At 46.8% G+C, this 23,022-nt stretch carries 28 protein-coding genes and 1 pseudogene; 3 read left to right on the top strand and 26 right to left on the bottom strand.

Going from position 1 to position 23,022, the window contains the following annotated elements:
• Positions 1–19: 19 nt before the first annotated feature.
• The 16 genes from atpG to spoIIR all read right to left on the bottom strand — a co-directional run bounded on the left by atpG (position 20) and on the right by spoIIR (position 12,329).
• Positions 20–883: an ATP synthase F1 subunit gamma gene (gene atpG / locus AUL54_RS12650; RefSeq protein ID WP_003151172.1), complete on the bottom strand. Its 864-nt coding sequence runs from the start codon at positions 881–883 to the stop codon at positions 20–22.
• Positions 884–958: 75 nt separating this feature from the next.
• Positions 959–2,467, bottom strand: coding sequence for a F0F1 ATP synthase subunit alpha (gene atpA / locus AUL54_RS12645; RefSeq protein WP_016937645.1), 1,509 nt, complete (start codon positions 2,465–2,467; stop codon positions 959–961).
• A gap of 16 nt (positions 2,468–2,483) precedes the next feature.
• The gene (locus tag AUL54_RS12640; RefSeq protein WP_003151169.1) at positions 2,484–3,029 is read right to left on the bottom strand and encodes a F0F1 ATP synthase subunit delta; all 546 of its coding nucleotides are present in this window, start codon (positions 3,027–3,029) and stop codon (positions 2,484–2,486) included.
• Positions 3,026–3,538, bottom strand: a complete 513-nt coding sequence (atpF, locus tag AUL54_RS12635) for a F0F1 ATP synthase subunit B (RefSeq protein WP_016937644.1) — start codon at positions 3,536–3,538, stop codon at positions 3,026–3,028. The genes AUL54_RS12640 and atpF overlap by 4 nt, the downstream gene beginning before the upstream one ends.
• Before the next feature lie 141 nt (positions 3,539–3,679).
• Positions 3,680–3,892: a F0F1 ATP synthase subunit C gene (atpE, locus tag AUL54_RS12630; protein WP_003151167.1), complete on the bottom strand. Its 213-nt coding sequence runs from the start codon at positions 3,890–3,892 to the stop codon at positions 3,680–3,682.
• A gap of 46 nt (positions 3,893–3,938) precedes the next feature.
• Positions 3,939–4,673 carry a F0F1 ATP synthase subunit A gene (gene atpB, locus AUL54_RS12625; protein WP_016937643.1) on the bottom strand — a complete coding sequence of 245 codons (735 nt, stop codon included), beginning with the start codon at positions 4,671–4,673 and terminating at the stop codon, positions 3,939–3,941.
• Between the two features lie 7 nt (positions 4,674–4,680).
• The gene (gene atpI / locus AUL54_RS12620; protein WP_003151155.1) at positions 4,681–5,064 is read right to left on the bottom strand and encodes an ATP synthase subunit I; all 384 of its coding nucleotides are present in this window, start codon (positions 5,062–5,064) and stop codon (positions 4,681–4,683) included.
• Between the two features lie 419 nt (positions 5,065–5,483).
• On the bottom strand, positions 5,484–6,113 hold the full coding sequence (gene upp / locus AUL54_RS12615; RefSeq protein WP_060964058.1) for a uracil phosphoribosyltransferase: 630 nt from the start codon (positions 6,111–6,113) through the stop codon (positions 5,484–5,486).
• Positions 6,114–6,247: 134 nt separating this feature from the next.
• A complete protein-coding gene (gene glyA, locus AUL54_RS12610) occupies positions 6,248–7,495 on the bottom strand; it encodes a serine hydroxymethyltransferase (RefSeq protein ID WP_060964057.1) in 1,248 nt (415 codons plus the stop codon).
• Positions 7,496–7,642: 147 nt separating this feature from the next.
• The gene (locus AUL54_RS12605) at positions 7,643–8,185 is read right to left on the bottom strand and encodes a TIGR01440 family protein (protein WP_060964056.1); all 543 of its coding nucleotides are present in this window, start codon (positions 8,183–8,185) and stop codon (positions 7,643–7,645) included.
• A gap of 13 nt (positions 8,186–8,198) precedes the next feature.
• Entirely contained in the window at positions 8,199–8,648 is a 450-nt protein-coding gene (gene rpiB, locus AUL54_RS12600; RefSeq protein WP_016937637.1) for a ribose 5-phosphate isomerase B, read from the bottom strand.
• 131 nt (positions 8,649–8,779) lie between these two features.
• The gene (locus AUL54_RS12595) at positions 8,780–9,235 is read right to left on the bottom strand and encodes a low molecular weight protein arginine phosphatase (RefSeq protein WP_060964055.1); all 456 of its coding nucleotides are present in this window, start codon (positions 9,233–9,235) and stop codon (positions 8,780–8,782) included.
• A 73-nt stretch (positions 9,236–9,308) separates the two neighbouring features.
• Positions 9,309–9,866: a manganese efflux pump MntP gene (locus AUL54_RS12590; protein WP_060964054.1), complete on the bottom strand. Its 558-nt coding sequence runs from the start codon at positions 9,864–9,866 to the stop codon at positions 9,309–9,311.
• Positions 9,867–9,935: 69 nt separating this feature from the next.
• Positions 9,936–10,976, bottom strand: a complete 1,041-nt coding sequence (locus AUL54_RS12585) for an L-threonylcarbamoyladenylate synthase (protein ID WP_060964053.1) — start codon at positions 10,974–10,976, stop codon at positions 9,936–9,938.
• A 156-nt stretch (positions 10,977–11,132) separates the two neighbouring features.
• Complete coding sequence (locus AUL54_RS12580; protein ID WP_060964052.1) at positions 11,133–11,576, bottom strand: GNAT family N-acetyltransferase; 444 nt, start codon at positions 11,574–11,576, stop codon at positions 11,133–11,135.
• 72 nt (positions 11,577–11,648) lie between these two features.
• On the bottom strand, positions 11,649–12,329 hold the full coding sequence (spoIIR, locus tag AUL54_RS12575; RefSeq protein WP_060964051.1) for a stage II sporulation protein R: 681 nt from the start codon (positions 12,327–12,329) through the stop codon (positions 11,649–11,651).
• Positions 12,330–12,489: 160 nt separating this feature from the next.
• Here spoIIR and AUL54_RS12570 point away from each other — a divergent pair, with 160 nt between their 5' ends.
• On the top strand, positions 12,490–12,864 hold the full coding sequence (locus tag AUL54_RS12570) for a UPF0715 family protein (protein WP_060964050.1): 375 nt from the start codon (positions 12,490–12,492) through the stop codon (positions 12,862–12,864).
• Here the strand turns inward: AUL54_RS12570 and AUL54_RS12565 are convergent.
• From AUL54_RS12565 to prfA, 3 genes are all read right to left on the bottom strand, one after another.
• Positions 12,851–13,129, bottom strand: coding sequence for a DUF5316 family protein (locus AUL54_RS12565; protein WP_029575295.1), 279 nt, complete (start codon positions 13,127–13,129; stop codon positions 12,851–12,853). The two genes, AUL54_RS12570 and AUL54_RS12565, sit on opposite strands and share 14 nt — an antisense overlap.
• A gap of 70 nt (positions 13,130–13,199) precedes the next feature.
• The gene (gene prmC / locus AUL54_RS12560; protein ID WP_060964049.1) at positions 13,200–14,060 is read right to left on the bottom strand and encodes a peptide chain release factor N(5)-glutamine methyltransferase; all 861 of its coding nucleotides are present in this window, start codon (positions 14,058–14,060) and stop codon (positions 13,200–13,202) included.
• Position 14,061: 1 nt separating this feature from the next.
• Positions 14,062–15,132 (bottom strand): peptide chain release factor 1, encoded by a 1,071-nt coding sequence (gene prfA / locus AUL54_RS12555; protein WP_029575294.1) that lies wholly within the window; start codon positions 15,130–15,132, stop codon positions 14,062–14,064.
• A 111-nt stretch (positions 15,133–15,243) separates the two neighbouring features.
• On the opposite strand from prfA, the gene gloA2 reads away from it, so the two are divergent.
• Both gloA2 and racA read left to right on the top strand, forming a co-directional pair.
• A complete protein-coding gene (gloA2, locus tag AUL54_RS12550; protein WP_045926575.1) occupies positions 15,244–15,627 on the top strand; it encodes an SMU1112c/YaeR family gloxylase I-like metalloprotein in 384 nt (127 codons plus the stop codon).
• A gap of 111 nt (positions 15,628–15,738) precedes the next feature.
• Positions 15,739–16,302 carry a chromosome-anchoring protein RacA gene (gene racA / locus AUL54_RS12545; protein WP_060964048.1) on the top strand — a complete coding sequence of 188 codons (564 nt, stop codon included), beginning with the start codon at positions 15,739–15,741 and terminating at the stop codon, positions 16,300–16,302.
• Positions 16,303–16,335: 33 nt separating this feature from the next.
• Here the strand turns inward: racA and AUL54_RS12540 are convergent, their stop codons facing one another.
• The 7 genes and pseudogenes from AUL54_RS12540 to glpX all read right to left on the bottom strand — a co-directional run bounded on the left by AUL54_RS12540 (position 16,336) and on the right by glpX (position 23,008).
• The gene (locus tag AUL54_RS12540; protein WP_016937625.1) at positions 16,336–17,292 is read right to left on the bottom strand and encodes an AEC family transporter; all 957 of its coding nucleotides are present in this window, start codon (positions 17,290–17,292) and stop codon (positions 16,336–16,338) included.
• An 85-nt stretch (positions 17,293–17,377) separates the two neighbouring features.
• On the bottom strand, positions 17,378–19,075 hold the full coding sequence (gene malS, locus AUL54_RS12535) for an oxaloacetate-decarboxylating malate dehydrogenase (RefSeq protein WP_060964047.1): 1,698 nt from the start codon (positions 19,073–19,075) through the stop codon (positions 17,378–17,380).
• Positions 19,076–19,351: 276 nt separating this feature from the next.
• Positions 19,352–19,942, bottom strand: coding sequence for a thymidine kinase (locus AUL54_RS12530; protein WP_060964046.1), 591 nt, complete (start codon positions 19,940–19,942; stop codon positions 19,352–19,354).
• A gap of 82 nt (positions 19,943–20,024) precedes the next feature.
• Complete coding sequence (gene rpmE, locus AUL54_RS12525; protein WP_003151132.1) at positions 20,025–20,225, bottom strand: 50S ribosomal protein L31; 201 nt, start codon at positions 20,223–20,225, stop codon at positions 20,025–20,027.
• Between the two features lie 122 nt (positions 20,226–20,347).
• Positions 20,348–21,634 (bottom strand): transcription termination factor Rho, encoded by a 1,287-nt coding sequence (gene rho, locus AUL54_RS12520; protein ID WP_003151107.1) that lies wholly within the window; start codon positions 21,632–21,634, stop codon positions 20,348–20,350.
• Positions 21,631–21,840, bottom strand: a pseudogene (locus tag AUL54_RS21965) (hypothetical protein). Before AUL54_RS21965 ends, rho begins: the two are co-directional and overlap by 4 nt.
• Positions 21,841–22,042: 202 nt before the next feature.
• On the bottom strand, positions 22,043–23,008 hold the full coding sequence (gene glpX / locus AUL54_RS12510; protein WP_016937621.1) for a class II fructose-bisphosphatase: 966 nt from the start codon (positions 23,006–23,008) through the stop codon (positions 22,043–22,045).
• Positions 23,009–23,022: the final 14 nt, after the last annotated feature.

The raw sequence follows: 23,022 nt of genomic DNA, 5'->3' as shown, positions 1-23,022 counted from the left end.
CCCTCCTGACAAAATCTTTCTATTCTAAAGCGGCTGCACCGCCGACAATTTCGGTAATTTCTTGTGTAATCGCCGCTTGACGCGCGCGGTTATATGAAAGCGAAAGTGAATCAATGAGTTCTTTCGCATTATCAGTCGCATTTTTCATTGCTGTCATTCTCGCAGCGTGTTCACTTGCTTTACTGTCAAGAAGCGCGCCGTAAATTAAGCTTTCCGCATATTGAGGAAGCAGCACTTCGAGCACCTCTTCTTCATCCGGTTCGAACTCGTAAGAAGCCGTGCGCTTCCCGCCGCTCGTTCCGAAATCCGTTAAAGGCAGCACTTTTTTCTCCGTCACTTCCTGTGAAATCGCACTGACGAAATGGTTATACACCAAATGCAGTTCATCAAAAGCGCCGTCGATAAACATTTGAACCGTCTGACGGGTCAAATCCTTAATCTGAGCAAAAGTGACCTCGTCGCCAAGCCCCACTAACTCAGACAAAATCGGCATTTCCCGTTTTTTGAAGAAATCGCGGCCGACTCTGCCGATTGCAATCACCGTGTATTCATCTTTAGACTGATGGCGTTCTTGAATGGTGCGGTAAGCGTTTCGCAAAACCGAACTGTTAAACGCACCCGCAAGCCCGCGGTCAGACGTAATGACGAGATACGCCGTCTTTTTCACTTCTCTTGAGACAAGCATCGGGTGTTTCGCGTTTTTCGCGCCTTTTCCGACGTTAAACACAACCTCCTGGATCTTATCCATATACGGAGCAAATGACTTCGCGTTGGTTTCCGCACGGTTCAGCTTCGCAGCGGATACCATCTGCATGGCTTTTGTAATCTGGCTTGTTTTTTTCGTTGACGTGATCCTTGACTTAATATCGCGTAATGAGGCCAAAGATTTCACCACCTTTATTCTTCATTTGCGTAAAAAGAGAGAAAAAGAGAACCTTTTTCTCTCATCTTCTAAGGGTTAGTTGCTTGGTGCAAATGTGCGTTTGAAGCCTTCGATTGCAGCTTTGAAGTCTTCATCAGCAGGAAGGTTTCCTGTTTTCGCAATGCCGTCAAGCAGATCTTTATGGTTTTGATCAAGGTACATGTAGTACTCTTCTTCAAAACGTCTGATATCCGCAACCGGAATATCATCAAGATATCCTTTTGTCAGCGCATAAAGAATGGCTACCTGTTTTTCAACCGGAAGCGGTTTATTCAAGTCTTGTTTCAGCACTTCAACTGTACGCGCACCGCGGTTCAGTTTCGCCTGAGTCGCCTGGTCAAGATCAGATCCGAATTGGGCGAATGCTTCAAGTTCACGGTATGAAGCAAGGTCAAGACGCAATGTTCCCGCTACCTTCTTCATCGCTTTGATTTGGGCTGATCCGCCGACACGGGATACTGATAATCCGGCATTGATCGCAGGACGCACGCCTGAGAAGAATAAGTCGGATTGAAGGAAAATCTGTCCGTCAGTAATGGAAATGACGTTTGTCGGGATATAAGCTGAGATATCTCCTGCTTGTGTTTCGACGAACGGCAGCGCCGTAATTGATCCTGCGCCTTTAGCGTCACTCAGCTTGGCTGCACGCTCAAGCAGACGGGAGTGAAGATAGAATACATCCCCAGGGAATGCTTCACGGCCCGGCGGACGGCGAAGAAGCAATGACAGCTCACGGTAAGCGGCCGCTTGTTTGGATAAATCATCATATACGACGAGAACGTGCTTGCCGTTGTACATGAATTCTTCACCCATTGTCACCCCTGCATACGGTGCAAGGTAAAGAAGCGGAGCCGGCTGTGAAGCAGACGCCGTCACAACAATCGTGTAATCAAGCGCGCCATGCTTACGAAGTGTTTCCACCACGCCGCGTACTGTAGATTCTTTTTGACCGATCGCTACATACACACAGATCATGTCTTGGTCTTTTTGGTTTAAGATTGTATCAATCGCAACAGATGTTTTACCTGTCTGACGGTCCCCGATAATCAGCTCACGCTGTCCGCGGCCGATCGGAATTAACGCGTCGATCGCTTTGATACCCGTTTGCAGCGGCTCATGTACCGATTTACGGTCCATTACGCCTGGTGCCTGGCTTTCGATCGGGCGGGTTTTGCTTGTCAGAATCGGGCCCATTCCGTCTACCGGCTGTCCGAGCGGGTTGACGATACGTCCGATTAATTCTTCACCTACAGGAACTTCCATGATGCGGCCCGTTCTTTTGACCTCATCACCTTCACGGATATCTCTGTAAGGTCCTAAGATAACGATACCTACGTTGGATTCTTCAAGGTTTTGAGCCATACCCAAAACGCCGTTTGAAAACTCAACAAGTTCACCGGCCATACAATTGTCAAGGCCGTGCACACGCGCAATACCGTCTCCGACTTGGATGACTGTACCTACGTCATGAACTTCAATTTCAGATTGGTAATTTTGAATTTGCTGCTTTATCAGCGTGCTAATCTCTTCAGCTTTGATGCTCACTTAGGTTTCACCCCTTCTATCGATTTCCTCCGGCAAGTTGACGTTCCATGCGCTCAAGCTTTCCGCTCACGCTTCCGTCATATATCCGGTTTCCAATGCGGACTTTAATGCCGCCTATTAAATCCGTCTGCACTTCATTTCTGATTCTGAGCGAAGCGATTCCGGCTTTTTTTGCAAACACTTGAGATAATGATAACATTTCCGCTTCTGACAGCGGTTTTACTGAATAAACAACCGCATCCTCTGTCTGACGGGCCTGATTGGCGAGTTTGATAAACTCGTCTGTGAGATCAGGCACAATCGAAGACCGGCGGCGGTCAATCAGAAGAAAAATCGTATGCAGCACAGACTCAGACAGTGCGCCGAACGATTGCTGAATCAGCTCTTTTTTCTTAGCAGCCGATACCTTCGGATGGCTTAACACTTCCTGTAATCCGGCTTCATTTCGGAAAACTTCTTTTAGTACGGTAAGCTCTTCTTCGATTTCATTGATTTGAGAAGTCTCAACGGCAATGTCGAAAAGCGCTGACGCGTATCGTTTAGAGACAGCAGATCCACTCATCGGCTCTCTCCTACCTCTTTAAGATAATCCTGAATCAGTTTTTCCTGGGCTTGTTCATCAAGCTCTTTTTCGATCACTTTCGATGCGATTAAGACAGAAAGTGATGCGACTTGCTCGCGAAGTGCGGAAACCGCTTGTTCTTTTTCTTTGACAATTTCGGTTCTCGCCGCTTCTTTTAATCTTTCAGACTCGGCGCGCGCAGCCTGGATAATGTCTTCCTTCTGCTTTTCACCCAGTTTTTTCGCATTTTCAATGAGTGATTGTGATTCCTGTTTCGCTTCTTTTAGAAGAACGCGCTGCTCTTCAATCAGCTTCTGCGCTTCTTTATTTCTTTCTTCAGCGGACGTAATTTCGCCGGTGATATGATCTTCACGCTGTTTCATTATATTTAATAGCGGTCCAAGAGCGAATTTCTTGAGAAGCGCTAATAAAACTAACATAGCTAACAATTGGAATAGGATATCTCCGCCGTTAAACGACAGTCCTAATTCAAGAGGTAATTGAGACATCTACTACGGCAACTCCCTTCTGCAGGTTTTCTCTGCTGATAAAAGCCGTTTCAAGACGGCCTGCTTATCAGACATAAAGCAATGGCGAAGGTTCTCTTAGAGTGATCTTCGCCATTTTTAGTTCATATAAGGCTTTTATGCTTAGCCAAAGAACGCTAAGAACGCGATAACGACAGCGATAATTGGAAGGGCCTCAACCAATGCGATACCCATGAACATAAGAGTTCTAAGTTCTTTTCCTGCTTCCGGCTGACGGGCAATTCCCTCTACCGTACGTGAAACAATCAAACCGTTACCAATACCTGCACCAAGTGCACCTAAACCGATTGCAATCGCAGCTGCTATTAAATTCATGAAAAAGTTCCTCCTTTAAAATGTTATCCGAATTGGATATATGATTTTAATGATCATGACTGATTTTGTGTGACATGTACACCATCGTCAGCATCGTAAAGATAAATGCCTGGATGGTACCGATGAACAAGCTGAACGCCTGCCATGCAAGCATCGGAATAATGGCTCCGACTGTACCGACCAAACCGAGAAAGAAACTGTTTGAGTAGAAATTCGTCGCCAGATTTGCAAGAAGGCCAAGAAGAATTTCCCCGGCGAAAATGTTACCGTAAAGACGAAGTCCGAGTGTCAGCGTATTCGCAAACTCCTCAATGATCTTCATCGGGAACATAAGCGGAACCGGTCTGAGGTAATCCTTAGAATATTCCTTCAAACCTTTCATTTTCACGCCGTAATAGTGTGTTAATGACACGACCATAACGGCTAGAGTCAGAGTAATAGCCGGATCAGCCGTCGGTGATTTCCACCAAAGCTCGTGTCCGACCGTTACAGAAAACGGCAGCCCCAGCATATTTGATACAAATATGTACATCAGCAAGGTTACACCAAGCGCCAAGAAGTTAGCCCCTGTCTTTAAATCCATTGTACTGCCTATAATATTGCGGACAAAATCAACAATCCATTCCATGAAGTTCTGGGCTTTTCCCGGACGGATGGACAGCGTTCTCGTAGTAAGAATCGCAATCAGCAGCACAATCACACTTGCCACAGTAATCATCAGAATGTTTGTCAGATTAAAAGTAAGACCATACAAATCAATAGTTCTGTAATCGTGATTCAATGGGTTTTCACCTCTCTTCCATTGATGAACGTTTGAGCTGAATAATGGAATCTATCATAATGACGGGATAAATTGTCATTAATCCAATAATCACACTTGCCACACTGACTTTGTCGGGATATTTAAAGGCGACAGCCATCGCAAGTATCGCATTGCACCAACGCGCTGCGCTCCCGAGTGATCGTATGGACTTTCCTTTCGCTACGGCCTTGTCAAAAGCATTCATTCTTCTGGTCAAGAGCCACAGATTAAACAAACTGAAAACAGTTCCCAAAAAGAGGCCTAAAAAAACAGTTTTATACGCCGTAAGACCATATCCCAGCAAATAGATTGCCAAGATCACAAATACATATCTTCGTTGTCTGCTGAATGTAAGATTGGGATCGTCCATCAACTATCTGTCTCCTGATGAAAAAGTAATATAATTCCTGGATACGGCATACATGCGGTTAACCCTTTGCAGAAGGCCTTTTTTGTCCCGCAAAAAAACGGCCTGTTCGAAAAAACCACTCATCCTCCTGATGCGGGATGCTGTTTCATTCGCTTAGATAAATCCTCATATAACGGGTTTTTTTGGAGGATTTAAAATGAGGATGGATACTAGAAATGAAAGGAATGAAAACCTTCTCATAATACCCTCGTTTAGCATACAATAGCCCCTAACATGTGTCAATCTGTTTAAAGTTAAAAAACTTTTTATACCGGAAGCATACACAGAATGTTCACAAATTCACCTATAAATGTATGAACTCTCCCCTTTCAGCAAAAATTTGGATAAAAAAAGAAAACCTCTGAATGAGGTTTTCCGATTTATTTTGTTCCGTACAGTCTGTCACCCGCGTCACCGAGACCCGGAACGATATAGCCTTTTTCATTCAGCTTTTCATCCAGGGCCGCGATGTAAATATCAACGTCTGAATGGTGTTTCTGCAGCTCTTCCACGCCTTCGGGAGCCGCTACAAGACACATGAAACGAATGTTTCTCGCCCCGCGTTTTTTCAGGCTGTTTATCGCTTCAACCGCAGAGCCTCCCGTTGCAAGCATCGGGTCCACGACAATAAATTCACGTTCTTCCACATCAGAAGGAAGCTTCACATAGTATTCCACCGGTTTTAAGGTTTCCGGATCACGGTATAATCCGACATGTCCCACTTTGGCGGCAGGGATTAATTTCAGCATGCCGTCAACCATTCCGAGACCCGCTCTCAGGATCGGCACGATACCGAGTTTCTTCCCTGAAATCACTTTGGATGTCGCTGTTTGAACAGGTGTTTTCACTTCCACATCTTTAAGAGGAAGATCACGTGTAATTTCAAACGCCATCAGTGATGCAACTTCGTCCACAAGGTCTCTGAAATCCTTTGTGCCTGTATTTTCATTCCGAATATATGTCAGCTTATGCTGGATTAAAGGATGATCAAATACGTAAACCTTTCCCATACTGTGTTCAGCTCCTTTTTTGTTGTCCGAGTGACTTTTTCACACTTCTATTGATTCTACAGAAAAAGACAAACAGTTTCAAGAAAATCATAAAAAAACCCGCCGGATTAGGCTTCCGGCGGATTTCTTCCTTATTAATAGTCCAGTTCTTTATATAAAGGAAACTTTTCAGTCAAGGCAGATACGCGCTGTCTTGCTTCTTCAAGCTTTGCTTCGTCTTCATGATTTTTCAGCGCAAGGCCGATGATGGCGCCGACTTCTTCAAGTGCGTCACCGTCAAATCCGCGGCTTGTCACAGCTGCCGTACCGAGACGGATTCCGCTTGTGACAAACGGTTTTTCCGGATCATAAGGGATCGCGTTTTTATTAGATGTAATACCGATTTCATCAAGAACATGTTCAGCGACTTTTCCGGTCAGACCGAGTGAACGGAGGTCGACAAGCACGAGGTGGTTATCCGTTCCGCCTGATACGAGCTGAATGCCCTCTTTGGTCAGAGATTCAGCAAGACGCTTCGCGTTCGAGATGACGTTTTGCGCATATGTTTTGAAATCATCTTCAAGCACTTCCCCGAAAGAAACGGCTTTGGCCGCGATGACATGCATAAGCGGTCCGCCTTGGATGCCCGGGAAAATGGATTTATCAATCTTTTTGCCGAACTCTTCACGGCAAAGGATCATTCCTCCGCGCGGTCCGCGAAGTGTTTTGTGAGTCGTTGTCGTTACAAAGTCAGCGTAAGGAACCGGATTCGGATGAAGGCCGGCCGCGACAAGACCCGCGATATGCGCCATGTCGACCATGAAGTAAGCGCCGACTTCATCAGCGATTTCGCGGAATTTTTTAAAGTCGATCGTGCGGGGATACGCGCTCGCTCCGGCAACGATCAGTTTCGGCTTATGCGCCAGCGCTTTTTCACGCACATCTTCATAATCTATATATTGCGTGTCTTTATCGACACCGTATTCAACAAAGTTGTATTGAACGCCGCTGAAATTAACCGGGCTTCCGTGTGTTAAGTGGCCGCCGTGGGAGAGGTTCATCCCGAGCACCGTGTCGCCGTGCTCTAAAATCGTGAAGTAAACAGCCATGTTCGCCTGAGCGCCTGAGTGCGGCTGAACGTTTACATGCTCGGCTCCGAAAATCTCTTTCGCGCGGTCGCGGGCGATGTCCTCAACGACATCAACGTGCTCACAGCCGCCGTAGTAGCGTTTGCCGGGGTAGCCTTCAGCATATTTGTTTGTTAAAACAGAGCCTTGCGCTTCCATTACCGCTTCCGTCACGAAGTTTTCAGAAGCAATTAATTCGATATTAGTCTGTTGACGCTTACGCTCATTTTTAATGGCGTTAAACACTTGTTGATCTTGTGCAGGTAAATGTTTCATCAGCGAAATCCTCTCCTATCCGTTTCCTGTTCTTTATTTTTACCACCCTTATTGTACATGGTTTTTCAGGTGAATGTAACAGCTTATTTAAAAAAATCACAATATTTAATTAGAAAACACGAACATTATATAGGAAAAGTATTTTCATCATTCGCATTCATAAACGGCGCGAATTCCGCCGATCAGCTTCGGCCTTGTCCGGGCCATCGTCACATGCGCTTCTCCGAGCTCACGGCTTGATATCCTAACAGGGACGGCAACGGGTTTTAAATGCATGCCGATGAACGTATCACCGATGTCAATTCCGGCGTCAGCCTGAATCGATTCAGCGAGCACGGGAGACTGCATCTGCCGGTATGCATATGAAGCCATCGCTCCGCCCGCTTTCGGGACGGGGACGGCTGAAACGATGGGGAGCCTGAACCGCTCGGCCGTTTCCGCCTCAATGACAAGCGCCCTGTTTAAATGCTCGCAGCATTGAAAAGCAAGATGAACACCCGTTTTTTCCTTGAACCGGGCAAGTCCGCCGTAAATCAATTCAGCCCAATCGCCGCTCCCCGCGGTGCCGATCCGGCTTCCGGCGGCTTCACTCGTACTGCACCCGATGACCAGCAGACTGCCGTCCTTAAGTCCGGCCTGCTCTTGAAATTCAGTCAGCATGTCCGTCCATTTTCGCTTCATCTCTTCCATTGTCCAGCACCTCTTACAGATTTTTTTCTTCGTAATCTGCGATTTTGCCGATCCGCCGTTCGTGGCGGCCGCCCGTAAATTCAGTCGTCAGCCAGATTTTTGCGATTTCGCGCGCCAGACCCGGGCCGATGACGCGTTCCCCCATCGCAAGAACATTCGTATCATTGTGTTCCCGCGTCGCTTTTGCGCTGAAGGTGTCATGCGCAAGCGCACAGCGTATTCCTTTTACCTTGTTTGCGGAAATGCTCATGCCGATGCCTGTGCCGCAAATTAAAATTCCCCTGTCAACTTCACCGTTCACCACTTTTTCCGCTACCGGAAAAGCGTAGTCAGAATAATCAACAGAACCGCTGCCGCATTCACAGCCCATATCAATGTATTCAATCTGCAATTCATCCAACAGACTTTTGATTTCTTCGCGGATATGGACGCCGCCGTGATCTGACGCAATAGCTACTTTCATTCATTTACCTCCTAGGTGTGGCTGGGCGAAGACAGCCCAGTGTGCTTGTCCTTTTTTACGAAATCCGTTGATTTTATTCTACTCTTTCATATTCGTTTTGCAAATGACCTGTTTGCAGATTTTCTGACAGATTACTTGCTTTTTCCGTCAAGCAATTGGTCAGCCAAAAGGGTCAGCAGTTCCTCCAGTTCGTCCCGCGTCCTTTTATAAACATCAAGCGGACCGCCGAATGGGTCAGAAATATCGCCGCTTTTTCCCGTTACGTATTCTTTAATGGTAAATACTTTACCATGACTGTTTCGATATCGGCTTTCGATCAGCTGTTTGTGCTGTTGGGTCATCGTCAGCACCAGATCGGCCGTCTCGATATGTTCTTCCGTTAAGGGAGATGAACTGTGATTGAGAGCGATCCGTTTTTCAAACAGCGCTTCCACGGCATGAGCCGACGCTTTTCCGTTCGGGGACGCAAATACTCCGGCAGAGCTTGCGCTGACGTCCAGCCCTTTCGTTACTGCAATGGATTTAAAAAGAGCCTCAGCCATGGGACTGCGGCACGTATTGCCTGTACAAACAAAGATTATTTTCATATCCGTCACCTCTTACTGCCTATTATAAATGAAGAAAAAAGAAACGGCATCTTCGTTTCTTTTTTACTCAGCCCTATATCGGTAAAAGCAATTTCACCCCGAATCCGATCAAAATGGCTCCGCCGAGGGCTTCACTGTAGGAGCCGAGCCATGATTGCACCTTTCTTCCCGCCAAGAGCCCCGCCCATGTTAAAACGGTGCTGAAGATTCCGAACAGCGCAACGGCCAGAATCGGGTTGGAGCCGTTCATCCCGAGGCTGAGCCCGACAGAAAAACTGTCAAGACTGACACCGACCGCGAATAAAAACAGTCCCGAGCCTGCCGGAGATATGAGCGGCCCGTCCGATTGCTTAAACGAGGCGATGATCATTTGCACTCCTAAAATGAAAAGAAGAGACCCGCCGATGTAAACGGCAAGCATACCCAGAAAACCGGACAGCAGATGCCCGGCCGCCATTCCTGCCAGCGGCATGATGACATGAAACAGCCCGATGACAATTCCTATATGAAAGATTTGTTTTTTCTTCAGCTGAATCATTCCCATTCCGAGCCCGACGGAAAAAGCATCCGTCCCCAAAGCAAATGCCATGATGCTTAAGGAGACAAGCTCCCCGATGAATAGATTCGACATGAAATAAAAAACCCCCTTGGACGTGCCCGCTTGTTTAGCTTATGCATGTCCGATAAGGGGTAGAACAAGTTAATGGATAACGGTGCCGCCCGCAGCCTTCATCAGCCTGTTCATAATGGCGAGTCCCACTCCGGTGTCCGGAAAGGATTCAGATATAATCATATCCACTTTCGCATCATCAAAGCTGCGGAGCGCATCGTACAAGGCCGACGCCACTGTTTCAAGGTCGGCGCGCCGGCCGCATACTTTAATAAAATCAGCCTGGTAGCTATCGGCATTCTCCTCTGTTGTCAGAATGCCGATCCGTTTTCCCCGGCTTTTATATTCGTCAGCCAGCTCTTGAATTCTCAGAGCGCCGCCGTCGGCAATAGCCATCGGCGCAGAAGGCGCATAGTGTGTATATTTCATACCGGGAGAAATAGGAACCTGATCTTCTTCGGTCAGCCCTTTATCCACAAGAACCGGACCGGCTGCGGATTCAATCTGTTCTTTTGTCACGCCGCCCGGACGAAGCAGCACGGGCTGTTTCCCCGTACAGGACAGAACGGTTGATTCCACTCCGATCCCGGTCGCTCCGCCGTCCACAATGCCGGCAATGCGGCCGTTTAAATCATGAGCCACATGCCCGGCCTTCGTCGGGCTCGGTTTTCCTGATAAATTGGCGCTCGGCGCTGCGATCGGCAGTCCGGCTGAGCTGATGAGGGCTAACGCCACCGGATGATCAGGCATTCTGACCGCTACCGTCTCAAGTCCCGCGGTGACACGGGGGGACAGCACGCCGGGCTTACACGGCAAGACCAGAGTCAGCGCACCCGGCCAAAAAAGCGTCATGAGCTTTTTCGCCGTTTCAGGAATATGGCTGATAAAACGATCAAGCTGGCTGATGTCAGATATGTGCACAATCAGCGGATTATCGCTCGGCCTTCCTTTCGCCTCATAAATTTTCGTTACGGCTTCCGTATTTTCAGCGTTAGCGCCCAGTCCGTAAACGGTTTCTGTCGGAAAAGCCACAACTTCATTCTGCCGGAGCAATTCCGCGGCTTGTGTAATCTGGGGATCGGTTGTGGATAATTCTGCGGAAGAATCCACAAACCATCTTCTTGTTTTCATGTATAACCAAACTCCTTATTTTAAAGCGGTAAAACTTTATTTTCTCTCGTGTATTCCTTTTGAAAGTATAAAAGATGTCCTTTAATAAAACAAGTGTTATCCACAAACTGTGGACAACACTTTTCGATAAGTGGATAACTTTGTGCATAAGTGAGGTTATGCAGAGGTTTTCACCATCAAAAACGAACCCTCTGTGCATAACGAATTGCGGAAATGCTCGGACGTATACAGTTCATCAGGCACATCTGCGCATTCTTCAAATCCCATCACATTCAGAAATTCAGCAGATGAGGGCTGATTGGCGACTAAGTAGACATCTTGAATTTCATGTTTTTTGCACAGCACATCCATACTTTGAAACAGCGTAACGATATGGCTTTGGTTCAGCCTGTCCGACATAACGAGTGAACGGAGAAGCCCTTTTCCGCCGCTGAATTTTTCGATCCCGAGACAGGCGGCAATCTCTTTCTCACTGTCCTCCAGCATGATAAACCGGCTGATCTGCTGATCGATTTCCGCATGTGCCGTATCAGCCTTTTTCAAAAAAGCCTCCAGCGCCTCCGTATCTTGATCTCTTGCCACTCTCAGCTGATAAAACATATATTTCCCCTCCGTTTCGATCAACTCTTTCTTCCAATCTATGAATCGAATCCGGATTTATGCCTTTTTGCTTCAGGAAAACAGATCTGAAATCCAATCGACGAGGAAAAACTTCACTTCGGTATCATCGTCATCTTTATTTTCTTTCTTCGCTTTATCAGCTTTCGCTTTGACGTCATCCATCACTTTTTCTGTCTGTTTTTTCGTTTCTTCCTGCTTCTGTCCGTCGTCTTCCTGATCTTTCACCGCTTCACCGTTTGAGAAATCAAGGAAGCACAGCGGCGGAAACAAGACGCACCACCAGTTGGCGCCCTCGCCATTGCCGAGGGTAATTAAAATCGCTTCATATTTTCCGGCCGGATAGACCATATTGCCGTAAAGCTTTGTCGGAAATGAAATTTTATTGAATTCAACTGAAACGGATTGATGCGCACCTTTTTCTTTCATTGTTTGTTTGGCGATGTCTTTAATTTCAGGAAGCTTTGAACGGATGAGCCGCCGCGCTTTTTCAATAGAAGTGATATCTTTCACCCAGCCCGTGATTTCCTTGTTTACAGCATCTCTGATCTGGCGCTTGAGCGTTTGATCCTCATCGTTATCACTGTTGGCTAAGATCCGAAGCCGTATCGCTTCATCCGGTATGACAACGGGCTCATTGGCTGACGCCCGCGCCGTTTCTTCTTTCGTCAAGCCCGCAAGCGCTCCTGATAATAAAAGAAAAATATATATGCAGATCATCATTGTCTGTTTCATCGGTCCCCACCGTTCCTCTCCGTGCTTTTTTATCTAGTCTTATTATGGACATGACCGAAAAGGTTTAAACCGGCGGGAAGAAAAAAATCTAGCAAGCTGATAATCTGCATTGACAGACTCAGAATATGGTACGATATTATTTTGATAGGAGGGTTTTCAGATGAAATATAATTACACCGTGCTGCTGTCGGCGGCATGTATGTCTGTCATTTATTCTATTTTGTATGTTCATCAATTTATTTTCGCGGCTTTCATTTCGATGGCATTTTATTTTTTGTTTCCCTATTTGATTTTTGCGCTGCCGCTTCAATACTTTTTGAATAAAAAGCCGAAGAGATTTCATCCGCTTTATTTCATTTATTATTTAGGAACGTCTTTTGTCGCAAACGGGATCATCTTCGGTCTTTTGCAGCCGTCAGGCCAATCCCTGTTTTCTAATTCGGCCTTTTATATTTTTGCGGTTTTAACAGCCGCCGTCTATTGGGTGTGGGATTCCGTATTGCTGCAAAGACAAAGTCCGGCTACAGAAGCGTAATCAGCAGACAGACGGCTGAAGGCAGAGCGGCGCAAAAGAAAACGGCTGCCATCTTTAAACGGGCGTGCCGGCCTTCTTTTGTTTCAGAATGATAATTGGCCCGCTGTTCTGCTCCGCTTACGGCCAACCCGGAAACAATGATCGCTGTGATGATAAGAACGGCCGTAACGGCACCGAAAATGCCGTCAAAGCCAAACGGCAGAACAAACCCCGCCGCATAAGCTGCGGCGGCGAGTATACATCCGAAGGCGAACGCTTTTTTCAAGGCGATTACCCCTTTCATTTTCTTTCCATTGTAACAAAAGCCTGCCGTGTGCGTCACCGGCAGGCTTTTTTCATGATGTGATGACCGCGGATACGGTTCTGTCTTTTCCATTGATGTCCTTTATGACTTCCACTTCCGCATTCGGAAAGGAATGACGGAACAGGTCTTTCACGGCTTTTCCCTGATTATATCCGATTTCAAAGACGACAAGCGCTTTATCTTTCATGACAAGAGGCAGCTCCTCCATAAACCGCTTGTAGAATTTCAAGCCGTCACCGCCGTCTGTAAGAGCATGAAGCGGCTCATGAAAACGGACGATATCGGATAACTCCGCCATCTCTTCTTCAGAAATATACGGCGGGTTGGACACAATAATATCCGCTTTTATTCCTGATGAAATAAAAGGAGTCAACAGATCTCCCTGCAAAAAGCGGACGTCCGCTCCGAGGTTTTGCGCATTTCTTTCCGCCACTTGAAGCGCTTCTTTTGAAATGTCCGAAGCCGATACTGAAAAATGTCCGCATTCAAGCGCAAGCGTCACCGCAATGGCTCCGCTCCCCGTTCCGATATCAATGACATTCAGGCGTTCTCCCTCAGAAAACACCCGCTTCTGTCTGTCCAGCAGATGAAAGACAACTTCTTCCGTTTCCGGACGCGGAATGAGAACATCGTCATTCACAAAGAATTCCCGGCCGTAAAACTGTTCTTTCCCGATAATATATTGAATCGGAACGCCTTCTTTATGCATTTCCACATGCCGCATGAAACGGTATAGCTCATCCTCGCCGACAGGCTCCTGCAGACTTGCGAGAAGCTTGCTCCGATCCATTCCGGTATCATTTAACAGCAGCAGCTCGGCCGCGTTTTTTTCTCTTCCCGCTTCGGTTAAATAAGAAGAAGCCCAGCTTAGGGCTTCAAAAACGGTCTTCATCTTAATTTTCCGCCTGCTGGAGCTTGCTTGACTGGTCTTCTACGATTAACGCTTCAACCACTTCATCAAGCTTTCCTTCAAGGATTTGGTCCAGCTTTTGAATCGTCAGTCCGATGCGGTGATCCGTCACACGGTTTTGCGGGAAATTGTATGTGCGGATACGTTCAGAACGGTCGCCTGAACCGACGGCTGATTTGCGTGTCTGATCATATTCAGCCTGGGCTTCCTGCTGGAATTTGTCATAGATTCTGGCGCGGAGCACCTTCATCGCTTTTTCTTTGTTTTTAATCTGAGATTTTTCATCCTGACAGGATACGACGACACCCGTCGGCAAATGCGTAAGGCGCACGGCCGACATTGTCGTGTTTACGCTCTGTCCGCCCGGTCCGCTTGATGCGAATGTATCGACGCGGATATCCTTTTCATGGATGTCCACTTCTACTTCTTCCGCTTCCGGAAGACACGCCACCGTCGCCGTAGACGTATGAATGCGGCCGCCTGATTCCGTTTCCGGCACACGCTGCACGCGGTGCGCCCCATTCTCATACTTCAGCTTGGAGTACGCGCCTTTTCCCGTAATCATAAAGATGATTTCCTTGTAACCGCCCGTTCCGGTCACGTTTGCTTCCATGACTTCGGTCTTCCAGCCTTGGATTTCGGCATAACGGGAGTACATTCTGTAGAGATTTCCCGCAAACAGCGCGGCTTCTTCTCCGCCTGCTGCGCCGCGGATCTCCATGATTACGTTTTTGTCATCGTTCGGGTCTTTCGGGATGAGGAGCACTTTTAAACGCTCTGATAAGGTTTCGGTCTCTCCTTGCAGCTCGGAGATTTCTTCCTTCACCATTTCTCTCATATCGGCATCAAGCTTATCCTCAAGCATTGCTTTCGCATCGGCAAGCTGTTCTGATGCGTCTCTGTATTGTCTATAGACTTCAACAGTTTCCTGTATATCAGATTGCTCTTTCGAATATTCTCTAAGCTTTTTCGGATCGTTGACCACTTCCGGATCACTTAAAAGCTCATTTAATTTTTCGTATCGTTGTTCAATTGACTGTAAACGGTCTAACACGGTCTTCACCTCTGTTTTCCTGTGCGTAACATTCTCATTATAGTATAGGGCTTATCGCCAGTCAAAAGCAATCGGCCTCTGCTATACTGAAACAAAAAAGGAGGAGCGGATATGCTGAAATCCATCCACCATATAGCAATCATATGCTCTGATTATGAAAAGTCGAAAGCTTTTTACACCGAAACGCTCGGTTTCGGCATTATAAAAGAAACCTACCGAAAGGAGCGCGGGTCTTATAAACTCGATCTGGCGCTGGACGGCACATATGTGATTGAATTGTTTTCCTTTCCCGATCCGCCCGAGCGGCCGACCCGTCCTGAAGCAGCAGGTCTCCGGCACCTCGCCTTCACTGTAAACGATCTTGAAGCGGCCGTCAGGGAGTTAAAAGAAAAGGGCATCGACACAGAACCGGTCAGAACCGATCCGCTGACGGGGAAACGCTTTACCTTTTTCTTCGATCCCGACAAGCTTCCGCTAGAATTGTATGAAGCGTAACGTTTTTTGAAGAAATGTTGCTTTCTTTGGCGAATTCCTTCTTGTTTTGTCTAACATGAAGGGAACGCCGCCTCATGGTCGAATACCTAGCTGAAAAGGAGGTATGTGATCATGAATACAAACATGGCCGCGAAAGAACTCGGTGTCTCCGCAAAAACGGTGCAAAGGTGGGTCAAGCAGCTGAATCTTCCGGCTGAACGGAATGAGCTCGGGCATTATTCCTTTACGCCTGAGGATCTTGATGTACTTAAATCGGTCAAACAGCAAATTTCTGAAGGCACTGCTCTGCTGGACGTACAAGTGCCCCGGCAGCCAAAAAAAAGGACGGGCTTTATTTTGCAGCGGCCGAAAACCAGCGGCGGCGCCGAACAAAGGTTGGCAGAGCTGGAACGCAAACTGGATATTCTCACGAAAGAGAAACAGGACGGGGACCAACTGCTATCAAGAATAGATGAGCTGGAACGCCAGCTGAAACAAAAGGCGGATGAAGGTGTGTCTTATCAGCTTCTTCAGCACAGACGGGAAATCGACGACCTCAATGCCGAATTGCAGACATTGGCCTCCCGCATCCAGGAACTTGCCCAGACAGCTCCCCTCTCAGAAACAGCCGCTTCTTCAGAACATAAGAAACCCAGAAAAAAAACGAGATTTTCGCCTTTTAAATTTCAATTCTAATGAAAAAAGCTCCCTGAAACAGGGAGCTTTTCATTATGCAGTCAGCGCAATGATGATCGGCAGTGAGATTAGAGATAAAATCGCACTGATCACGAACGCAGACGCAGTTTCTTCCTCTTGTTTTTCGAAACGTGTGGCAATCATCGCCGCTACCGCAGATCCAGGGAATGCAACAAGCAATACCGCTTTTGTGATCTGGTCAGCCGGAAGTCCGACTGCAAGAGCGATCAAGTACATCAATGCAGGCTGAACGGCAACTTTTAACAAAGCGATACCGAAAGCCGGCACACTGAGCTTGATGTTGCGGATACCGACAGTTACACCGACGGCGAAGAGCGCAACACCTGATGTTGTGCTTCCGAGCTGCTCAAGCATTTTATCGCCGAGCTCAGGAAGACTTACACCGAACAGCACAAGGATGATACTGATAAGCGGTGCAGCCGCAAGCGGTTCGGAAAGACCGTGAAGAATAGACTTACCAGTCATTTTCCAGAAATTCTCGTTTTCACTGTCTTGCTTCTTAGATGACTCACCGACAGTAGCGATAATGATCGCAATCGGATCAAGCATGGCGTTAACCACGATACCTGTTACGGCAATAGGAATCGCTACTTCGTTTGCGCCGAATAAGCTTCCGAGTACAGGAATACCCATAAATGCAAATGTCGGCTGTGCTGAGTTTAAAGAAAATACAGATGAGTTCGTTAAATCATACTTAAAGATGAATTTACAAACCAGCAGAATGACGATATAGAATCCGACAATCCCGATGATCAAAGCGATCATTAAAGGAACCTGTGTTAAAAACGCACTTCTTGAAGTGGTTAAAATACTGGCGATAAAATGCGCCGGAAGCGCGTACTTCGTAACTAAGGTGCTTACCCCTTTTGCTGACTTCGCGTCATAACTTCCGAAGCGACCTGCGAACCATCCCAGCACGATCACGAAAAAGATCGGCGCCAGGAGGATTAAAATATCTAAGAAGCTCAAAATGTTCTCCTCCAAATCCTTAATGTCCGTATACTTTAGCCTTTACATAAAAGCTTTCCCTCGGACTGTTAAATTAATCGTAAAATTATTTAGCGACAACTTGTTTGTATTGCGGTTTCCACATTGCATCAAGAACGGCTTGTTCTACATTTTCAGGAATGCGGTTTGCCACGCCTTCTTTAATTGCAGTTTCTGCTACGGCGATCGCAACTTTAATTGAAACTTCTTGTAAGTCGCTCATGCTCGGAAGAAGGCCTGAACCCGGTGTTTCAAAATCAACGCTTTCTGCGATTGCGTCAGCAGTTGCCGCAAACATTGCAGGAGTAATCACTTTCGCTTCTACAACGATTGAACCGAGGCCAAGTCCAGGGAACGCGAATGCGTTGTTAGATTGTCCGATTTCATGAGAAACGCCATTGTACTCAACATTGTCAAACGGGCTTCCTGTTGCCACAAGAACTTTACCGTCAGTCCATTTGAAAAGATCGCTAGGAACGGCTTCAGCAAGCGGTGTCGGGTTAGACATCGGCATGATGACCGGACGCTCAACGTGTTTTGCCATTTCTTTTACGATTTCTTCACTGAATGCGCCGCTTTGGCCTGAAGTACCGATTAAGATAGTCGGTTTTGCTTGACGGATCACTTCAATGAAAGGAATTTGTCCATTTTCATCGCGTTTCCAATCTTTAATTTCTTCAGCTGTGCGCAGGTACGGCTCTTGGAAATCAAGAATGTTTTCCATACCTTCAACTAACAGGCCTCTGTAGTCCATTGTGTAGAATGCTTTGTTAGCTTCTTCTTCAGAAAGACCGGCAAGCACCATAGTGTCGCGGATTTGGTCAGCGATTCCGATTCCGGCAGATCCCGCACCGAAGACAACCACACGCTGATCTTTAATAGAAGCGCCTGTTTTCTTCATAGCTGCAAGCACACCTGCAAGCGTAATCGCACCAGTACCTTGAATGTCATCGTTGAAAGTAAGAATTTCATGATTGTATTTCTTCATGATATTGCGCGCGTTTTTGTTTCCAAGGTCTTCCCAGTGAAGAAGAGCTTTAGGGAAATATTTAAGCGCAGCTTTTACATAAGCGTCAATGAAAGCTTCATAACGTTCGCCTTGGATACGTTCATGGCGGTTACCGATGTATAAAGGATCGTTCAGAAGTTTTTCATTGTTCGTACCGACGTCAAGAACGACAGGAATAACACGGCTTGGATCAATACCGGCAGCGGCTGTGTATACGGCTAATTTACCGATGGCGATGTTGATTCCGCCTACACCCCAGTCACCGATTCCGAGGATGCTTTCTGAGTCTGTCGCAACGATCAGATCAATATCGCCGGCAGTGGCATGAAGGTTTTCAAATGCTTCTTCAATGCCTTCCACATTGTCGATAGAAAGGTAAATCCCTTGAGGTCTTCTGTACTCATGGCTGTATTCTTGAATCGCTTCACCAACAGTCGGTGTGTAAACAACCGGCAGCATTTCGCGAAGATGGTTTTGAAGCAATTTAAAGAAAAGAACTTCGTTACGGTTTTGCAAATCATTCAAATACACGTTTTGGCGAAGGCGGTCCGGCTGAGCCTGAAACTGCTCGTATGCGCGTTTAGCCTGCTCATCAAGAGACAGAATTGTCGGAGGAAGCAGCCCGTCTAATCCAAGGCTTTTTCTTTCCTCTGCTGAAAATGCAACACCTTTATTTAAAGTAGGGATAGATAGAACTTCTTTTCCTCTTAAAGTAGTTTCTAAGTTGCCTTCCTTCGTTACTTTAATATTATTCAAGAAAATCTCCTTCTTTCTTCAAATAGTTAACAAAGTTAAGTAATCACCTAATTTGGCCAGTGTGATCGCGATCTGCTATATCTTTTTTTGACAATTATTCGAACAATGTCTCATAACTATTTACATTACTTAGTCATTTTATGCCTGTAAAAATGAAAATTCAAGAGATGAAAATTACTTAATTTTTTCATACTCTTTTTTAAGTTATTTAACTACAATTTTTGAAAAAACGTCAAAAAAACACCGGATCTTTTACCGATGTTTTCATGAAAAGGGTTATTTATCAGTCTGTTTATTCGGCACTTCATGATGGTGTCTGCATCTCGCTTCGTATGACTCTGATGCGCCGACTAAAATGACCGGGTCATCATAGGAAGCGGGCTTCCCGTCAATTAAACGCTGCGTACGGCTTGCCGGCGACCCGCAGACGGAGCATACCGCCTGCAGCTTCGTTACCGATTCGGCAACCGCCATCAGATTCGGCACAACGCCGAACGGCTCTCCGCGGAAATCCATATCAAGTCCGGCCGCGATGACACGATAGCCTTTATCGGCAAGCCGGGATAAGTCGTCAATGATCGATTCGCCGAAAAACTGCACTTCATCCACCGCGATGACGTCCGTGCTTTCACTGATATGATCCCATATTTCAGCCGAAGACGAGATGACGTGGCTTGTCATGGATGTGCCGTTGTGAGAAACGACGGCTTCCTCACTGTAGCGATTATCAATGGCAGGTTTGAATACCTTAACCTCCTGCTTCGCATATGTCGCTCTTTTCACTCTGCGGATCAGCTCTTCTGATTTCCCAGAGAACATGCTGCCGCATATCAGCTCAAGCCATCCGCTTTGCTTCATTATGTACATAGGCTATCCGCTCCCCTTTTTCCTGTTTATAGACATAAAAAACAGGCAAGAAGCAATTCTTGCCTGCCTGTAAAATCTATTATTACTTAAGACCGTATTTTTTGTTAAAGCGATCAACACGACCATCAGCAGAAGCGAATTTTTGACGTCCAGTGTAGAATGGGTGGCATTCAGAGCAAATCTCAACGCGTACCTCTTCTTTTACTGAGCCTGTTTCAAATTCATTTCCGCAAGCGCATTTAACTGTTGCTTTTTTGAAATTAGGATGAATTCCTGCTTTCATTGTATCCATCTCCTTCCGCCCTGAATCCCGTGTGGAAACAGAGTTATTATTCCGGAGCGAATCCGGAACGCATATGAGAGAATTATATCAGTCATTTACTGCATTTGCAAATACATTTTTTATCAGCGGCGGGCTGATGATGACAGGTTCGCCTGCTTCCATTCTTGGTTGATCAGATCGAAGAACTCCTGATTCGTTTTCGTTTTTTTCATTTTTCTCATAAACTTCTCTGCGAAGTCAGGAGAATCAGACATCGACTTGCGGATCGCCCATAAACGGTCAAGATGCTCTTTCGGCACGAGCAGCTCTTCTTTCCGTGTGCCGGAGCGGCGGATATCGATCGCCGGGAAAATCCGTCTTTCCGCAAGAGAACGGTCAAGGTGAAGCTCCATGTTGCCCGTTCCTTTAAATTCTTCATAGATGACGTCATCCATCCGGGAACCCGTGTCTACGAGTGCCGTCGCTAAAATGGTCAGGCTGCCGCCCTCTTCAATGTTTCTCGCGGCACCGAAAAAGCGCTTCGGACGATGGAATGCAGCCGGGTCAATCCCGCCGGAAAGCGTTCGTCCGCTTGGCGGGATAACGAGGTTGTAGGCGCGTGCCAAGCGGGTAATGCTGTCCATCAGGATAATAACGTCTTTTTTGTGTTCAACGAGACGCATCGCCCGTTCAAGCACAAGTTCCGCTACCTTAATGTGATTTTCCGGCACTTCATCAAACGTGGAGCTGACGACATCGCCCGCTACGGAACGTTCAATATCCGTTACTTCTTCCGGTCTTTCATCAATTAAGAGCACGATCAATTCAGCGTCAGGCTGATTTGTCGTAATGCTGTTAGCGATTTCTTTTAACAGCATGGTTTTACCGGCTTTCGGCGGCGCCACGATCAGACCGCGCTGGCCGAAACCGACGGGAGCCATCATATCGAGAATTCGTGTTGAGAGATAATTCGGTTTCGTCTCAAGCACCATTTGGCGGTCGGGATAAAGCGGAGTCAGCGCAGGAAAATGAACGCGCTCCTTCGCGGATTCCGGATCATCGCCATTTACCGCTTCAACGTGCAAAAGTCCGTAATAGCGTTCGTTCTCTTTCGGCGGGCGCACCTTGCCGGAAACTTTGTCACCGTTTCTTAAATCAAAGCGGCGGATCTGGGAAGCAGAAATGTAGATGTCTTCTGAGCTTGGCGAGTAATTAATCGGTCTGAGGAAGCCGAACCCTTCCGATTGGATGATTTCGAGCACACCTTCCATAAACAGAAGATCCTCCTGCTCGGCGTTGGCTTTCAGTATGGCAAAGATTAATTCTTTTTTGGTCAGTTTGCTGTAATAGGAGATTTTATAATGTCTTGCCAGTTCGTACAGTTCTTTTAATTTCATATTTTCCAAAGAGGAAATAGATACGTCTTTCATAAAAACACCACGCTTTTCATAGTCAATGTATTGCTGTTTTCATTCAAATCGGCTGCTTTGCATGATTCCGCCAAAGCACATTCTTTTATAAAACATTCAGGAACTTCTATCGGTAACACTTCCACCCATGATCGGCGCTTTTTTTTAAAAAGGATTGTCTTAATGAGTTTTGAAGGAAGCGAGGACAAAAACTTGAGAAGATCAATATTTATATCGTCTGTATGCGGTAGAATTTGAAATTTCCCAGTACTCAAAAGAAGGAATGACACAGAAAAATCGCAGCACTCTTTATTTTTACCTCATTTTAAAAAATTATTCAACTTAAATAATGCTTTGACATATAAATGATAGGGTTGACTCTTTTTTGCAAAAGAAAAGCGGGACGGAAAGTCCCGCTTTTCTCTCTATCTATGGCCGGATCACAAGATTTGGTTTTTTCTTCAGGCTGTGTCTTCCGTCAACGAATCGGACCGTTCCTGATTTCGCCCGGATAACCAGACTTTCGGTCGTGCCGACTGTGCCTTTGAACTGAACGCCTTTCAAAAGCTCTCCGTCCGTTACGCCCGTTGCCGCAAAAATGGCGTCGTCCCCCCTCACAAGGTCCTCCATCCGGAGCACTTTGGATACATCGAGCCCCATCCGCTCACAGCGGGCTTGCTCTTCCGCACTTTGCGGCAGAAGCCTGCCGATGATTTCGCCGCCGAGCGCTTTTAACGCAACGGCAGACAGGACGCCTTCAGGTGCCCCGCCTGAGCCGAAGAGAATGTCTACGCCCGTATGGTCAAAGGCCGTATTGATGGCGCCCGCGACATCACCGTCGTTGATCAGTTTGATTCTGGCGCCGGCCTCACGCAATTCAGAGATGATTCTTTCATGTCTGTCGCGATATAAAATGGTTGCCACGACATCTTCAATGTCTTTGTTTTTCGCTTTCGCAACAGCTTTTAAGTTATCAATGACAGGAGCTTCGATGTCGATGCAGCCTACCGCTTCAGGTCCGACCGCGATTTTTTCCATATACATATCAGGAGCGTTCAGCAGTGTTCCATGGTCAGCGACCGCGATCACCGTCAGCGCATTCCAGCCGCCGCTGGCTACGATGTTAGTGCCTTCAAGAGGATCGACGGCGACATCGACGCGGGGGCCGTATCCGTTTCCGAGCTTTTCGCCGATGTAAAGCATCGGCGCTTCGTCCATCTCGCCTTCCCCGATAACGACCGTGCCTTTCATTGGCACTGTGTCAAACACGTCACGCATGGCGCTTGTCGCCGCATCATCGGCTTCATCCTTTTTCCCGCGGCCCATCCATCTGGCAGATGCTAAAGCCGCCGCTTCAGTAACCCGAACCAATTCCATTGATAAGCTTCTTTCCATTTCAACACGATCTC

The sequence above is a fragment of the Bacillus sp. SDLI1 genome (assembly GCF_001553895.1).
GTDB lineage: Bacteria > Bacillota > Bacilli > Bacillales > Bacillaceae > Bacillus > Bacillus siamensis.
The sequence above is the reverse complement of the archived record's forward strand: the minus strand, read 5'-3'. Positions and strand labels throughout refer to the sequence as shown.

Coding starts and splice junctions, on each gene's coding strand:
- AUL54_RS12605 (WP_060964056.1), bottom strand. CDS start 8,185: ATGGAAGAGATGAAGCGAAAATGGACGGACATGCTGACTGAATTTCAA.
- AUL54_RS12590 (WP_060964054.1), bottom strand. CDS start 9,866: ATGTCGAATCTATTCATCGGGGAGCTTGTCTCCTTAAGCATCATGGCA.
- AUL54_RS12640 (WP_003151169.1), bottom strand. CDS start 3,029: ATGAGTGGATCTGCTGTCTCTAAACGATACGCGTCAGCGCTTTTCGAC.
- AUL54_RS12580 (WP_060964052.1), bottom strand. CDS start 11,576: ATGTTTTATCAGCTGAGAGTGGCAAGAGATCAAGATACGGAGGCGCTG.
- upp (WP_060964058.1), bottom strand. CDS start 6,113: ATGGGAAAGGTTTACGTATTTGATCATCCTTTAATCCAGCATAAGCTG.
- rho (WP_003151107.1), bottom strand. CDS start 21,634: ATGAAAGACGTATCTATTTCCTCTTTGGAAAATATGAAATTAAAAGAA.
- atpE (WP_003151167.1), bottom strand. CDS start 3,892: ATGAATTTAATAGCAGCTGCGATTGCAATCGGTTTAGGTGCACTTGGT.
- atpI (WP_003151155.1), bottom strand. CDS start 5,064: ATGGACGATCCCAATCTTACATTCAGCAGACAACGAAGATATGTATTT.
- prmC (WP_060964049.1), bottom strand. CDS start 14,060: ATGAAGACCGTTTTTGAAGCCCTAAGCTGGGCTTCTTCTTATTTAACC.
- AUL54_RS12585 (WP_060964053.1), bottom strand. CDS start 10,976: ATGAAAACAAGAAGATGGTTTGTGGATTCTTCCGCAGAATTATCCACA.
- atpF (WP_016937644.1), bottom strand. CDS start 3,538: ATGTCTCAATTACCTCTTGAATTAGGACTGTCGTTTAACGGCGGAGAT.
- AUL54_RS12530 (WP_060964046.1), bottom strand. CDS start 19,942: ATGTACATAATGAAGCAAAGCGGATGGCTTGAGCTGATATGCGGCAGC.
- gloA2 (WP_045926575.1), top strand. CDS start 15,244: ATGCTGAAATCCATCCACCATATAGCAATCATATGCTCTGATTATGAA.
- glpX (WP_016937621.1), bottom strand. CDS start 23,008: ATGGAAAGAAGCTTATCAATGGAATTGGTTCGGGTTACTGAAGCGGCG.
- AUL54_RS12595 (WP_060964055.1), bottom strand. CDS start 9,235: ATGAAAATAATCTTTGTTTGTACAGGCAATACGTGCCGCAGTCCCATG.
- rpiB (WP_016937637.1), bottom strand. CDS start 8,648: ATGAAAGTAGCTATTGCGTCAGATCACGGCGGCGTCCATATCCGCGAA.
- spoIIR (WP_060964051.1), bottom strand. CDS start 12,329: ATGAAACAGACAATGATGATCTGCATATATATTTTTCTTTTATTATCA.
- AUL54_RS12570 (WP_060964050.1), top strand. CDS start 12,490: ATGAAATATAATTACACCGTGCTGCTGTCGGCGGCATGTATGTCTGTC.
- glyA (WP_060964057.1), bottom strand. CDS start 7,495: ATGAAACATTTACCTGCACAAGATCAACAAGTGTTTAACGCCATTAAA.
- rpmE (WP_003151132.1), bottom strand. CDS start 20,225: ATGAAAGCAGGAATTCATCCTAATTTCAAAAAAGCAACAGTTAAATGC.
- racA (WP_060964048.1), top strand. CDS start 15,739: ATGAATACAAACATGGCCGCGAAAGAACTCGGTGTCTCCGCAAAAACG.